This window comes from Alysiella crassa DSM 2578 (assembly GCF_000745955.1).
Classification (GTDB): Bacteria; Pseudomonadota; Gammaproteobacteria; order Burkholderiales; family Neisseriaceae; genus Simonsiella; species Simonsiella crassa.
Window position 1 is genome coordinate 1 of record NZ_JQKH01000076.1, and the last position, 12,572, is coordinate 12,572.

Here is a 12,572-nt window from a genome sequence, read left to right on the forward strand (position 1 = left end):
CCAAGGCAACCACGCCCGTTTTTTCGTCACATACATTGTCAATTCCAATTCACACATTCACAAAAAACCGATTTTAGCCGATACACTCAAAAATTGTGCAATAATATTATTTTAAAAATCATGTAAATATTATTTCAGGCAGCCTGAACGCTTTACAAGATTTCAAAAAGCCGTATAATGCCAATCTTCAACACCAGCCCAGGTGGCGAAATTGGTAGACGCAGGGGACTCAAAATCCCCCGCCGCAAGGTGTGTCGGTTCGAGTCCGACCCTGGGCACCAAGATTCTAAAATCCGCTAACGAGTTTAGCGGATTTTTTTGCGTTTATTCACAGGCAGCCTGAAACCATGTCTCCCGAAACTTCTGAATTTAATCTGACCATTTTTCTCAAATCTCTGCCCCACTCTGCTGGCGTGTACCGCATGATTGCCGCCGATGACACGGTTTTGTATGTGGGCAAGGCGGTGAATTTGAAACGGCGCGTGTCCAGCTATTTCCAAAAAAACGACCATTCGCCACGCATTCAGCTCATGTTGAAACAAGTGGCACGGGTAGAAATCACGCTCACACGCTCGGAAGCGGAAGCCTTGATTTTGGAGAATAATCTGATTAAGTCTTTGTCGCCCAAATACAATATTTTGTTTCGTGATGATAAATCGTATCCGTATTTGATGTTGAGCGGGCATGAGTTTCCGAAATTGGCGTATTTTCGTGGTACGCCGAAAAAACCGCACCAGTATTTTGGTCCTTATCCCAATGGTTACGCGGTGCGCGACAGCATTGAAATTTTGCAAAAGGTTTTCCAATTAAGGACTTGCGAAGACAGTGTATTTGCCCACCGCGACCGTGCGTGTTTGTTGCACCAAATTAAGCGGTGTTCCGCGCCGTGCGTGGGCGCGATTGGGGCGGACGATTATGCGGCGCAAGTTCGCCATGCGGCGGCGTTTCTGAATGGGAAAACGGCGGATTTGTTGAAAGATTTGGAAACGCAGATGTTTCAGGCTGCCGATGAGTTGGATTTTGAGTTGGCGGCGAAATTGCGCGACCAGATTCAGGCTTTGGGCGTGATTCAGTCTAAACAATTTGTGGACAGTCATAATTTGAATCATCAAGGGGATATTGATGTGGTGGCGTTGGCGGTGAGTGGCGGCGATGTGTGTTTGCATTGGGTGAGCATACGCGGTGGGCGGCACGTTGGCGACCGCAATTTTTTCCCCGATACTCGCCACGACCCAAATCCAAATGGTCAGGATTATGCGGAAGCATTTGTTTCACAACATTATTTGGGTAAACAAAAACCTGACGTGCTGATTGCCAATTTCAGGCTGCCTGAAAGTTTGCAAAATGCTTTGAATCAGGAACATGGGCGGCAAATGATATTTTCGGCTGGGGAACGCGGTGAGCGCAAAGTTTGGTTGAATATGGCGGTGAAAAATGCGGCAAATGCCTTGGCGCAACATCAGTTGCAAAATGTGAATCAGCAGGTACGCATGGCGGCGTTGACGGAACTGATGGGACTGCCTGAAAACGAGTTGCGCCGATTGGAATGTTTTGACATCAGCCACACACAGGGCGAGGCGACGATGGCGAGCTGCGTGGTGTACGATGATTTTGCCATGCAGCCGAAACAGTATCGCCGCTACAATATTCAAACGGCAAAAGCAGGCGATGATTATGCCGCCATGCGCGAGGTTTTGACGCGGCGTTATGGCAAATTGGTGGAAACGGCGGCACGCGGCGAAACGGTGCGTTTTCCAGACGCGGTGTTGATTGACGGTGGCATGGGGCAGGTGAATGTGGCGGTAGCGGTGTGGGCGGAATTGGGTCTGACGATTCCGATTATTGGCATTGCGAAAGGGGTGGAACGCAAAGCGGGTTTGGAAGAATTGATTTTACCGTTTCAAAATCAGCGTTTCAGGCTGCCTGAAAATTCTCCAGCTTTGCATTTATTGCAAACGGTGCGCGATGAGAGCCATCGTTTTGCGATTACGGGTATGCGCGCAAAACGGGATAAGGCGCGGATTACGTCTTCATTAAACGATATTGCGGGTGTGGGGGCGAAACGCAAGGCGGCTTTGTTGATGAGATTTGGGGGTTTACGTGGCGTGCAGGCGGCGAGTGTGGAGGATTTGGCGAGCGTGGAAGGGATTAGTTTGGCGTTGGCGCAGAAGATTTATGATTATTTTCATGGGTGAATGCGATTTCAGGCAAACACAGTGTCTAAACCAAATATGGGCTGTACTTCAAAAGTCTCCCATTTTGTCCACTTTAACTACATCATATTTCATTTTCAAGTAAAACGAATGTTATAAAGTAATATTTTTTGCTAAAACCACTAAAAAATGGCTCTTTTTCAATAGAATTATTCCTAAAATCAGCAAAAAATGGTTTTTCAAAGCATTGCATTGCAAAAAAAAATGGAACCCTGTACAATTCATTACACAAGATTACAAAACAAGCAAATTGAAAAACACAATAATGTTTGTTTTAACAGGCTTTGTGGTATTGCTTTTTTACTCCTTTCGGGCAATGCTGCAGAGAAGGCAGGTTTATCCTGCATTGTTTGTGAAGCGTAAAATCTCTGATTTGAGGTATTTTGGGCAGTCTCGCCAGACTGCCCATTTTTTTGTGCGTAAATTAAGGGGAAATATTCGGCGCAGAAAATCAAAGGCAGCCTGAAATCGCGTTATAATTTAGCCAAACCATTTTATCCATTGAAAGGTGTAATCCCATGAATAACAATCCTAAAATCAATCAAAAAATCAATCATATCAAGCAAAATAGCATTTATTTATTACCCAATTCATTTACGGTGGCGGCATTATTTTCAGCATTTTATGCGATTACAGAGTCGTTTCATGGACGGTTTGATACGGCGGCAATTGCGGTGTTTATCTCCATGCTGCTGGACGGCATGGACGGGCGTGTAGCACGGCTGACCAATAGTCAAAGCGCGTTTGGCGAACAATTAGACAGTTTGGCGGATATGGTGAGTTTTGGCGTTGCACCTGCGCTGATTGTGTACAATTGGCAATTATTTGAGTTTGGTAAATTTGGTTATGGGGTGGCGTTTATTTATTGCGCGTGTGCGGCGTTGCGGCTGGCTTTGTTTAACACATTGATTGGTCGGGTAAATAAGCGTTGGTTTATTGGCATTCCCAGCCCAACGGCGGCGGCTTTGGTGGCGGGACTGATTTGGTTGGATCACAGTTATGGTGGTTTTGGTCAAGGGGTGAAGTGGGTGGCTTTGTTACTGACGTTGTTTGCGGGTTTGTCTATGGTGGTACAGATTCCGTTTTGGAGCTTTAAAGAGATTAATGTGAAACGCAAAGTACCGTTTTTTGCGATGATTTTGTTGGTGCTGGCGTTGATGATTATTGCGCTTGAGCCTGCTTTGGTGCTGTTTGTGTTTTTCTTGGGTTACAGTTTGTCGGGTTACATACAATATGGTTTCCGTTGGCTGAAAGGGGAAACTTTGACGGTGATTGAACCTGTGGTGCTAGACGATGATTCGGATAGCATAAGTGAATAAAATCATATCAGGCAGCCTGAAAACTGTTTTCAGGCTGCCTGATGATTATGTAGGCAATACAAATATAGTCGTTTATAGAGAATTCAATTTAGTTACTTTAACACTACTCTCATAGAAAAAGATGTTTAGAATAAATTACTTGCTTGATTGTATGAAACGAATTGAAACGAAAAAAAAGCAACCTAAAAAGGCGACAGAGAGACACAAATTAAATAACTAACTATTTTATTTTAAATAAAAAATTTAATAAAATTTTTCTTTTTACCAACAAATTTACCAACATTCTGCAAAAGTCATGCAATTTTTTTGGCTGGTGTAGCGTAAATTATACGATACACCAGCCGCCCTGTTAATCATCAAATAAACTTTCAAGGTTTGGCGGCTCCATACCCAATAACACATAATACCGCCCTTTCTGAAAACGTAACTGTTTCCACCCTTTGCCGCTTTTGGGCTTTTGCAACCAGCCTACTTTGTACAAGACCAAACAGCCCTGTTGAACATCGGCATGGCGTAAAATTTCACTTTCAAACACGGCTGGCACAATCCAAAATTCTTTACGCCTTTCTTTCTCGTTCAATTCACGGAAATAGCCCGCGTGGTCGTGATTAACAAAAGGATTATTCCATTCTACAAAACGGCTGCTTTCGCCGTATAACTGCATAAAGTCTTCAGTTTGCTCAATAATGGCGCGGGTTTCATAATCCATGCTGCCATTGATGGCAAACCAATCATCAAAACATTGCTTCACGCCCGCCATACCCACACCAGCCGCAAGCCCTGTAATCTCATTAGCCAATTCCAAAGCCGCCGCCACAATCGCAAAACGCCGCGCCGCTCGCAAGGCTTGCCCATTCAATTCAGGCAAAATCTGCATAAAAGCATTGCGGGCAGCGTGTATGCGCTCAATATCCAAAGTCATCAATTTTTCAATCCATGCCGCGCCCGCCGCGCCGTGTTGCTGCTCCATTGCGTTTAACAGGTGGTCGGACAATGCCGCGCCATTGTGAAAACCGTGTAAATGGTCGTACACGCCATAGCGTACCATTGCGGGCAAACTGGGCAGCCGTACCGATTGCCCCGCTTCCCATTTCATGCCGCCGCGTTCAATGTAGTTTTTTAAATCGTATTCGCCTGTTGAAAAAATCAAAATACGCCATTCGGATTGTTGGCGGTTGCCGCCGTCTTTTGCGCCTTGCAATTTGGATTTGCCGTTGATAACTGAATAGGTGGTTTTGGCGATGATATGCGGCTCACATTCGGCGATTTCGTCCAGTACCATGAAATTGTCATTGCGGGCAAGCGCGGCATTGGCAAAGCCTAATACGGTGCCATTCCATGCGTTTTTGATTTTTTCAGGCTGCCCCCAAACCGATAAACCCACTTTAGCGGCGGTGGTTTTGCCGTCTGAACTTTTGCCGTAAATGTGGAAACCGCCGTTTTGTTCCCCCAATATTGCCAACAAAGGCGCGGCTAATGCCGTACCGATTGCCAAACACAAGCGGCTATTGCCCGCCGCGTATTGACTAACTTGCGCTTGCCATTCTTTCAGGTTGCCTGAAATGGTAAATGCGGCGGCTTGGCTGGTGTCGCCATTGTATAGGGTTTGCGGGGTAGTTTTGTTTTTATGATTTTGTTTTGAATGGATAATTTCGCCACTTGGTAAAATATAGTCTTTACCATGCCAACCCGCTTTATCCACAATGTGAAAGGGCGTATTGTCGCCTTGTGTTTGCAAATAGTCTGCCAATAATTCACGTTTGCGCCGCCCCGCGTGAATAGTCATGCCGCGCTGCTGCAAACTTTGAAAGCCCGCATTGGTGCCAATATCTGCCATTGGTAAAGCGGCAATTTTGGCTTTATGCGTGAAACCGTCTTGCCAAGAGATTACGCGGTAATGATTGCCCGCCGTGTCTGCCCCGCGCCCAATAATGCGAATGGAATCAGATAAGCGCAAAGGCGGCTTTTCGCTGGTGTTGCCGTTGCTGTCGGTCTCAATGGCGATGTAATAAACGCCGTTGCGGGTGCAATCGTAATAGGGTTGAATGCTGGCTTTTTCAAATTCATTAAGTGGGTTATTTTCGGTTTGTTTTTCCATGATTTACCCCTTTCAGGCAGCCTGAAAACATCAAGCCGCCTGATATATTGGTTATTCTTAAATTTAAATTGAATGGCGGCGGCGGTATTCGTCTAAACCGTCCGTACCCATGATTTCAGGCTGCCAAATATGCGCGGTCAAACCTAACTCAATGGCGCGTACCGCCAAATCATGCGCCGCCCGAAAGCCCGCCTTGTTGTAGTCGTTATCGGCGCAAATGTAGATTTCTTGCACATCGTCAGGAATGGAAAAGCTACGCATACCGTTTGCGCTCAATGCAGCTACGGCGGGCAAACCAAACAGGGCGCGGGCGGCTAATGTGGTTTCCAGTCCCTCTGCGATTAACAGCCTCCCTTTGTCGTCTGCCCGCTCCATGTGTACCGCCGCCCCTTTCAGGCTGCCTGAAAAGCGGGCAAACATCTTTTTGGCGGGCAATGGCTCATTGGTTTGCGGGTGCGTGATATTGAGTTTTGCCCAATGATTGCCATTGTTTTGTAAATAGGTGTAATGCAAGCCCTGTAATTTGCCATTGGGCAATGTGATTGCTGCCACCATGCAAGCAAACCGCCCCATGTGCAAAGGCTGATTAGTCCGTACATCTTGCGCCCAATAATCCGCTACCGTTTCCCGAATGGCGGCGGCGGGCAATGCCCATTCAGGCAAGCCGCGCCCCGCCAAATACGCCATAACCGCGCCATTGGGTGCAAGCGCATGGGCAGCCTGAAAACGTTGCTGCAATTCGGGTAAACGGTCAATTTCAGGCTGTTTGGGGGCGGGCGTGGTGGTTTGGCGCGGCTGGTGTGTTTTGGGTGTATGGTTATTCATGCCCAATACGGCGGCAACTTCTTTCACGCTCTCATTGAAATTCAAGCCTAACACCAGCATAAGCAAATCAAAGCCACTTCCGCCCGATGGTGTACATTGGCTGCAAATAAAGCCGCCATTGCCCTGAAAATCCGTGTAGCGGTAACGGTCTTTGCCGCCGCAATGGGGGCAGGGTTGATGTTTGCGCGTGTTGGTCAAATGCGGGGGAATGCCAAGCGTGGCATGAATGGCTTGCCAATTGCCACAAGCGGCGGTTTTAATATCGTTTAAAGAATGTTTAAACATGGTTTAAATCCTTATTTCATAATGGCTTACACATCTACCCATTGCCCGTAAGTCATGCAGCCGTTGTGTACCTTAATCAGCTTTTTGGGGCGGGGTGGTTCAAGTGTTGGTGTTGGCGCGGGTGTGTCGGTGTCGTCATACAGCGCGATGGCTTCTTTGGTAAACCGTTTTTGCAAACGCTTTTGCAAACGCTGGAAAATCTCATCTTGCATTTGAATTTCCTGTTCCATAACCGTTAATTCGGTTTCCAACTCTTTGATTTTTTGAGATTGTTTTACAATGTGCGAATAATACAAATTACTCGCCGCCGTCTTGCCCAATACAAAACCAACACACGCGCCGCCTGTGGTGTACGCAATTAATTCCCACATTTCACACCCCCTTTCACAGGCAGCTTGCGGATAATCCTTTCGGGGTGTTTGGGTTGGCGGCGAATGGGGCGGGCGGGGCGGCGATACCGCCAAACCATACGCCGCGCCTTTTCACTCAAACCATCACACAAACGCCGCGCCAACCACACCCCCATACCAAAACACACGCCACACAAAAACGTGAAACCAATTAATTGCCAAATCATCAAATCTTGCATGGTGTTTCTCCTAATGTGTTTTGCTGCTCACGCGGCGGCGGCGGGTGGTGGTTTTGCTTGATGGTGGCGTGTCGCTGATTAACAAGTTTTCGCTGGTGTCGTCATGCACAAAATCTACCAATGTAGGCGGATTTTCAGGCTGCCTAAATGCGTTTTCAGGCGTTACCAATGTTTCTACCACATCGGGGAAATGGCTCATTTCCAGCTTGCGAATGGGCTTATTGGTGTCAATGCCAACTTTAACGGCGCGATACAAACCGTTTTCCAACATAAAAAAACCTGTCATTTGAATGCGCTGTTTCATGTGTGCTTCGTGTTGTTTTTGTCCGATGGTTTGCCCAATCAGATAAATCAACGCTGCCAACAACACCAGCGCAAAAGTCAAAACGTAAAACATGGTTATTCCTTTAAATCAATTATTTATGTGATATTCCCCTGTTTTCCATTGGTGCAATCATGGCTTAATGATTTTTTATGCCAACTAAATTTAATTTAGTGAAATAAAAATCTAATTAAATGCAGTTAATAAATATGAAAAATCAATAACAGCCATTTTGCTTATCCAACTGCCCGCGCCCTACCCTATCGCGGGGCGCGTGTCCTAGCCGCTTTCACGCTTTTTTTAGCGTGGATAGAAGCGCGATAGGGTGGGGGAGTGTCCACCCATTTCAGGCAGCCTGAAAAATACAAATCCTTTTAAATCAATAGTTTGTAAATAATTCAGCTTGCAAGAAAGCTGCCTTGCTGGTCTGGCAGCAAAGCGGCTCTACTCAAATTGTGGAAAAGGGGGATTACGAATTAGCAGCCATTGGGCGGCGGGAAAGTGTCATCTGCCACAATGGGCTGGGCTTTACGGATATGGGGCGTGATTGTGTCCAGCGTGTACGCCATTTCTTGCACCGCCCGCCCGAAAACCATTAACGCCGTATGGCTGGTGTTGTAAGGGTCGTTCATGTAATCAATGCGTTCCATGCCCAATGTTTCGGCGATGTTGCCCAAATGGTAAAGGCTCATAAAAACATTAGTTTGCAACACATCAATATCGGCGGCGGTGTATTCGCCATTGCGACACTTTTCAGAAATGGTGCGATTGGCAATATCCAAAAACGTACCTAATCCGCATGAATGGTTTTTGAATGGGGGATTGCGTTCAGTCATGATTTCCCCCCATTCAAACATTGATTAACAATTTCGCTCAAATCATGGGCGGGGTAACGCATAAGGCAAGCCAAATTTTCAGCGTTAAAAATGGTTTTGCTTAATTGCATTTCGCCAATCATAAAAGTTAATTCACTCAATGCATTGGCTGCTTGGCAAATGCGCTCAAAATCACTTTCAGGCAGCGCATAGCATTGGTTTTGTGGATTGTAGGAATAGGGTTTAGTCATGACACACCCCCGCCAATCACACGGCACACCAGCCAAACACCACACACGCCGCCTTGAATGACAAAACGGTCATGTTGGCAATTGCGGGCGCAATATTCGGTGTATGCGCTGGCTTTTTTCAGGCAGGAAAAGCGGCGTACAGTTTGCACGGTTAATGTGCCAATGGCGCGGCGGTGTGTGGCGCATTGGCGCGGGCGGGGAAAAATAGGGGATTGAGACATGAGAATTTGCCTTTTCACGTTAGGTTATTCAACCCGCTTACGCTGCTAAACGCAAGGCGGGAAACAAAAGGGCGGGTTAGCAGACTGGAAACGTGTACCAGCGAGCCGCAAGGCTCCCCGCCCCCTGTTTCCCGTAAAAAAAGGCAAGACAAGGGGGAATGCAAACCGTAAAAATGCCGCTTGTGGTTCGCTGGTGTGCAAGACACGCGGGAACGCTGGGGCGGCTGGTTTGCAGTGTTGTTCAGGCTGTCAAACCTGATTGCTTGATTGAAAGCAATGCGGTTATTTTGCGCCCTGTTGTTGGGTTCGTCAAGTGTTTTTTGGGGCAATCGCTGCCAATGGCTTAAATTGGCGTTTGTAGGCGATTTACCGTGTGGGTGGTGTGCCACATCATGCGCGGGCATAAATGGCGTTTTGGGCGCGTTTGGGCGCAATGGCGGGGCATGGTTGCGATTTGGGTGTTGCGCCGCCGTTTTTCTGTTTCAGGCAGCCTGAAAAATGTGCCTGAAAAAAGTGTATATATATGTAAAAGGTGGTTGATATGGTTGATAGGTTGATATGAGCGACTTAATTCATTGTTTTAAAATGAAATAGTCATATCAACCTTGCTGAAAATAGGTTGTTATAAGCCGTTTTTGGTTGCTATGAATATTTGTAAGTATTTGATTTTAAAAATATAACAACCATATCAACCACATATCAACCAACATATCAACCTATGAAGTGGCTTAATTGGCTGTTTAATATGCGTTTTTTTGCTCATATCAACCATATCAACCTATTTTTAACGAAATACGCGATTGCATTTTGTCAAAAAAATTAAGCGATTGATTTTTATCAAATTCACGATTTTTGCGTGGTTTCAGGCAGCCTGAAAGCCATTTTTAGGGGCTGGCATTGCGCGGGAAAGGTTGTTATGCACCCTTTGGGGTTGTTATGCGTGTCTGCCATTGCCACGACTTGCCACCTTTGCGGGGCGGTCTGTTCAATCACAAACACGCCCGCATTTTCGGGGCTGGTGTGGTCGTCCACCCAATCGCAAGCTGCCTGAAAATCATCAAAAACAGGGTTCATGCGCGGTTTTCCGTGTTTAAGCGGTTGTTTTCGGCGCGTGTGGCAATCCACAAATCAATTTCGCTTTCCAGCCAACCAATCGCCCGCGCCGATAAACGAATGGGGCGCGGGAATGTGTCATCATGGCGGCGGTCGTTTGGGTTCAATTTCGCCCAAATCATGCTGCGTGAAAAGCCGCATTTTTTGGCGGTGTCGTCAATGCGTAAAATGGTGTCTTTCATTTTTTTGTCCTTTGGGTTGATGAAAAAGAATGCTGGTAAATCGCCCTGCATTTATTACAATTTACCAACACAACCCGCCTGTACACAATCCCCCCAAAATCCGCGTTAAATAATGTTAATATCAATTAAAATCAATTATTTAAAAATTTAAAAATTTTGAACTTTTTTTAAACGGGGTTTAAACGCCTTTTAAACGCCTTTTAAAACTGTTTTAAAAATGTGCGATTTACAGAAATGAAAGTTTTTACCTGTTTTAACCAAATGGGCGGGGTAGTGATAATTTCCCCGCGTGTTTGGCGTGGTGTATTGCCGTGTTTTGCCGTGCATGGAAAAACACGTTAATCCACACCAGCCGCCGCGCCATTTTGATTTTTTTCGCGCAATTTCTATCACTTTTCTGTCAAATTATGATGATGATTTGATTAAAAAAATCATCAAAAACGCGCATTTTTTGGCATTCAGGCTGCCTGAAAACGTGAAAAAGCCCGCCTATTGAATGGGCGGGCTGGTGTGGGTTTTAATTTTCGGTCGGATAGTGGCTTTTCAAATAATCGCTGTACCATTGCATAAATTCTACGCGCTCATTCCAATATTCGGCGCGATTGTAGGCGGCGCGTACTTTGTTTTCATCAATATGGGCTAATTGTCGTTCTATGCTGTCGGGATTAAAGCCCTGCTCATTCAAAATGCTGCTTGCCAAGCTCCTAAATCCGTGTGGCGTGGCAATGCCTTTGTAGCCCATTGTGTTAATGATTTTGCCTAATGTGTTTTCGCTGATGTAACCGCTTTTGCTGCTTGAACTGGGAAACATAAACGGCGTATGCCCTGTTATGCCGTGCAATTCACGCAACAATTCAACCGCCCAATTTGAAAGCGGAATGATATGCGGGCGCGGGCGTTTCATTCTTTCGGCGGGGATAGTCCAAGTGGCAGCCTGAAAATCAATTTCACACCACAAGCCGCCGCGCAATTCATGATTTCGTACAAACACCAGCATAATCAATAAAATACCTATGATGTTTTGCCTTTCGGCTGGTGTGGACAATAGGCGGCGATAAAATTCAGGCAGCCTTTCACGCGGCAAAGCGGGCATATTAACCGTTTCATTTTGTGCCAAATAGCCCGATAACACGGCGGCGGGGTTGCGGTCGGTCAATTCCAGCATGGCGGCGTATTTGAACACCGCGCCTATCCATTCCCTGATTTTCTTTGCTGTAACCAATGCGCCGCGCTCTGCGATTTTGTCTAACACCGCTTTCACATCTTGCACACCAATTTTATCAATCGGCAAGCCGCCAATTTGCGGGAAAACGTCCATTTCCAAACCATGCCATACGCGGGCGGCGTGATTGGGTTTCCATTTGGGCGTTTGTTTTTCGTGCCATTGCGCGGCGATGGCGTGAAAGGTGTTTGCGCGGGCGGCGGCTCTTTCGGTTTTCTGTTGCTGTTTGGCGGCGGCGGGGTCTATGCCTTGCGCGATTTGTTGCTTGGCGGTTTCGCGGGCGGCGCGGGCTTGCGTTAATGCAATGGTGGGATAAGTGCCAATAGAAAGCGTTTTTTGTTTGCCGTCAAATCGGAAATTCAATTGCCAATACTTGCCGCCGTTTGGGTGTACCACAAGGCACAAGCCGCCGCCGTCTGAAAGTTTTTGAATTTTGTCGCTGGGTTTGGCGTTTTTGATTTGGCGGTCGTTGAGTGGCATTTTTCGGCTCTGTTGGTAAAAATAAAATCGTTACCAACAATTTTACCAACACAAAATGGTTGATACAATGAAACGAAAAAAGACAATATGAAACGATTTTTGTGTAATGGGGCGTGGTTATTTTGGAAAAATATGTTTAGAATAAATTACTTGGTTGATTGTATGAAACGAATTGAAACGAAAAAAAGCAACCTAAAAAGGCTGCTTTTTTGTAGTTTGGTGCGGACAGAGAGACTCGAACTCTCACGCCTTGCGGCGCTGGAACCTAAATCCAGTGCGTCTACCAATTTCGCCACGTCCGCAGAAATAATAAACAGCGAATTATACAGCAAATGGCATAATACGCAAGTTTTCAGGCTGCCTTTCAGTACACGACAAAAAATCGGACGACCTGTTTTGGGTTTGAAAAATAGTCCAAAGTTGCCATCATCAACATGGCGGCTTTGGCAAGCTGCTCCAAACCAACGCGAAAGATGCTTTGCGAGAGCCGTTCATGCGACTTGGGTTTAATCGGATTCACTGCATGTTGCCAACGCCCGATAACATAAGCCCAAGCCAATGTAACTGCCAGAATCGCAAACAACTTTTCCATTTTAACAGGGTCAGTCATGTGCGTGGCTTCCAAGTCAAAACCGCG

General features: G+C 46.3%; 15 protein-coding genes, 2 tRNA genes and 1 pseudogene. 5 read left to right on the forward strand and 13 right to left on the reverse strand.

Annotated features, from left to right (window positions below; genetic code table 11):
* Window positions 1-196: 196 nt before the first annotated feature.
* The 3 genes from Q338_RS10040 to pssA all read left to right on the forward strand — a co-directional run bounded on the left by Q338_RS10040 (window position 197) and on the right by pssA (window position 3,532).
* Window positions 197-281, forward strand: a tRNA-Leu gene (locus Q338_RS10040).
* Between the two features lie 66 nt (window positions 282-347).
* Window positions 348-2,195 carry an excinuclease ABC subunit UvrC gene (gene uvrC / locus Q338_RS10045; RefSeq protein WP_051968599.1) on the forward strand — a complete coding sequence of 616 codons (1,848 nt, stop codon included), beginning with the start codon at window positions 348-350 and terminating at the stop codon, window positions 2,193-2,195.
* A 536-nt stretch (window positions 2,196-2,731) separates the two neighbouring features.
* On the forward strand, window positions 2,732-3,532 hold the full coding sequence (gene pssA, locus Q338_RS10050; RefSeq protein WP_034294951.1) for a CDP-diacylglycerol--serine O-phosphatidyltransferase: 801 nt from the start codon (window positions 2,732-2,734) through the stop codon (window positions 3,530-3,532).
* A gap of 349 nt (window positions 3,533-3,881) precedes the next feature.
* On the opposite strand, the gene Q338_RS10055 is transcribed toward pssA, so the two are convergent.
* The 8 genes from Q338_RS10055 to Q338_RS10090 all read right to left on the reverse strand — a co-directional run bounded on the left by Q338_RS10055 (window position 3,882) and on the right by Q338_RS10090 (window position 8,938).
* Entirely contained in the window at window positions 3,882-5,630 is a 1,749-nt protein-coding gene (locus tag Q338_RS10055) for a DUF927 domain-containing protein (RefSeq protein WP_034294953.1), read from the reverse strand.
* Between the two features lie 63 nt (window positions 5,631-5,693).
* Window positions 5,694-6,740 carry a toprim domain-containing protein gene (locus Q338_RS10060; protein ID WP_034294955.1) on the reverse strand — a complete coding sequence of 349 codons (1,047 nt, stop codon included), beginning with the start codon at window positions 6,738-6,740 and terminating at the stop codon, window positions 5,694-5,696.
* Window positions 6,741-6,766: 26 nt separating this feature from the next.
* A complete protein-coding gene (locus Q338_RS10065) occupies window positions 6,767-7,111 on the reverse strand; it encodes a hypothetical protein (RefSeq protein WP_034294957.1) in 345 nt (114 codons plus the stop codon).
* On the reverse strand, window positions 7,099-7,329 hold the full coding sequence (locus Q338_RS10070) for a hypothetical protein (protein WP_034294960.1): 231 nt from the start codon (window positions 7,327-7,329) through the stop codon (window positions 7,099-7,101). The genes Q338_RS10065 and Q338_RS10070 overlap by 13 nt, the downstream gene beginning before the upstream one ends.
* A 10-nt stretch (window positions 7,330-7,339) precedes the next feature.
* Window positions 7,340-7,726, reverse strand: coding sequence for a hypothetical protein (locus Q338_RS10075; RefSeq protein WP_034294963.1), 387 nt, complete (start codon window positions 7,724-7,726; stop codon window positions 7,340-7,342).
* Between the two features lie 401 nt (window positions 7,727-8,127).
* Entirely contained in the window at window positions 8,128-8,487 is a 360-nt protein-coding gene (locus tag Q338_RS10080) for a hypothetical protein (RefSeq protein ID WP_034294965.1), read from the reverse strand.
* The gene (locus Q338_RS10085; RefSeq protein WP_034294968.1) at window positions 8,484-8,717 is read right to left on the reverse strand and encodes a hypothetical protein; all 234 of its coding nucleotides are present in this window, start codon (window positions 8,715-8,717) and stop codon (window positions 8,484-8,486) included. The genes Q338_RS10080 and Q338_RS10085 overlap by 4 nt, the downstream gene beginning before the upstream one ends.
* Window positions 8,714-8,938 (reverse strand): hypothetical protein, encoded by a 225-nt coding sequence (locus Q338_RS10090; RefSeq protein WP_034294970.1) that lies wholly within the window; start codon window positions 8,936-8,938, stop codon window positions 8,714-8,716. The genes Q338_RS10085 and Q338_RS10090 overlap by 4 nt, the downstream gene beginning before the upstream one ends.
* A 158-nt stretch (window positions 8,939-9,096) precedes the next feature.
* Here Q338_RS10090 and Q338_RS10095 point away from each other — a divergent pair, with 158 nt between their 5' ends.
* The gene (locus Q338_RS10095) at window positions 9,097-9,285 is read left to right on the forward strand and encodes a hypothetical protein (protein ID WP_034294973.1); all 189 of its coding nucleotides are present in this window, start codon (window positions 9,097-9,099) and stop codon (window positions 9,283-9,285) included.
* 496 nt (window positions 9,286-9,781) lie between these two features.
* Here the strand turns inward: Q338_RS10095 and Q338_RS10100 are convergent, their stop codons facing one another.
* Complete coding sequence (locus tag Q338_RS10100; RefSeq protein WP_034294978.1) at window positions 9,782-10,012, reverse strand: hypothetical protein; 231 nt, start codon at window positions 10,010-10,012, stop codon at window positions 9,782-9,784.
* Window positions 10,009-10,233: a helix-turn-helix transcriptional regulator gene (locus Q338_RS10105; protein WP_034294982.1), complete on the reverse strand. Its 225-nt coding sequence runs from the start codon at window positions 10,231-10,233 to the stop codon at window positions 10,009-10,011. Before Q338_RS10105 ends, Q338_RS10100 begins: the two co-directional genes overlap by 4 nt.
* Before the next feature lie 289 nt (window positions 10,234-10,522).
* Between Q338_RS10105 and Q338_RS14565 the strand changes: the two genes are divergently transcribed.
* Window positions 10,523-10,729, forward strand: a complete 207-nt coding sequence (locus Q338_RS14565; RefSeq protein ID WP_147293668.1) for a hypothetical protein — start codon at window positions 10,523-10,525, stop codon at window positions 10,727-10,729.
* A gap of 21 nt (window positions 10,730-10,750) precedes the next feature.
* On the opposite strand, the gene Q338_RS10110 is transcribed toward Q338_RS14565, so the two are convergent.
* The 3 genes and pseudogenes from Q338_RS10110 to Q338_RS10120 form a co-directional block, all read right to left on the reverse strand.
* Entirely contained in the window at window positions 10,751-11,935 is a 1,185-nt protein-coding gene (locus Q338_RS10110) for a tyrosine-type recombinase/integrase (protein WP_034294980.1), read from the reverse strand.
* 217 nt (window positions 11,936-12,152) lie between these two features.
* Window positions 12,153-12,237: transfer RNA gene (locus Q338_RS10115), tRNA-Leu, on the reverse strand.
* A 62-nt stretch (window positions 12,238-12,299) separates the two neighbouring features.
* Window positions 12,300-12,572, reverse strand: a pseudogene (locus Q338_RS10120) (hypothetical protein); the annotation flags it as partial.

Bases quoted from the DNA above. Each gene is read 5' to 3' on its own strand.
- uvrC (WP_051968599.1), top strand. From the start codon at position 348: ATGTCTCCCGAAACTTCTGAATTTAATCTGACCATTTTTCTCAAATCT.
- pssA (WP_034294951.1), top strand. From the start codon at position 2,732: ATGAATAACAATCCTAAAATCAATCAAAAAATCAATCATATCAAGCAA.
- Q338_RS10055 (WP_034294953.1), bottom strand. From the start codon at position 5,630: ATGGAAAAACAAACCGAAAATAACCCACTTAATGAATTTGAAAAAGCC.
- Q338_RS10060 (WP_034294955.1), bottom strand. From the start codon at position 6,740: ATGTTTAAACATTCTTTAAACGATATTAAAACCGCCGCTTGTGGCAAT.
- Q338_RS10065 (WP_034294957.1), bottom strand. From the start codon at position 7,111: ATGTGGGAATTAATTGCGTACACCACAGGCGGCGCGTGTGTTGGTTTT.
- Q338_RS10070 (WP_034294960.1), bottom strand. From the start codon at position 7,329: ATGCAAGATTTGATGATTTGGCAATTAATTGGTTTCACGTTTTTGTGT.
- Q338_RS10075 (WP_034294963.1), bottom strand. From the start codon at position 7,726: ATGTTTTACGTTTTGACTTTTGCGCTGGTGTTGTTGGCAGCGTTGATT.
- Q338_RS10080 (WP_034294965.1), bottom strand. From the start codon at position 8,487: ATGACTGAACGCAATCCCCCATTCAAAAACCATTCATGCGGATTAGGT.
- Q338_RS10085 (WP_034294968.1), bottom strand. From the start codon at position 8,717: ATGACTAAACCCTATTCCTACAATCCACAAAACCAATGCTATGCGCTG.
- Q338_RS10090 (WP_034294970.1), bottom strand. From the start codon at position 8,938: ATGTCTCAATCCCCTATTTTTCCCCGCCCGCGCCAATGCGCCACACAC.
- Q338_RS10095 (WP_034294973.1), top strand. From the start codon at position 9,097: ATGCAAACCGTAAAAATGCCGCTTGTGGTTCGCTGGTGTGCAAGACAC.
- Q338_RS10100 (WP_034294978.1), bottom strand. From the start codon at position 10,012: ATGAACCCTGTTTTTGATGATTTTCAGGCAGCTTGCGATTGGGTGGAC.
- Q338_RS10105 (WP_034294982.1), bottom strand. From the start codon at position 10,233: ATGAAAGACACCATTTTACGCATTGACGACACCGCCAAAAAATGCGGC.
- Q338_RS10110 (WP_034294980.1), bottom strand. From the start codon at position 11,935: ATGCCACTCAACGACCGCCAAATCAAAAACGCCAAACCCAGCGACAAA.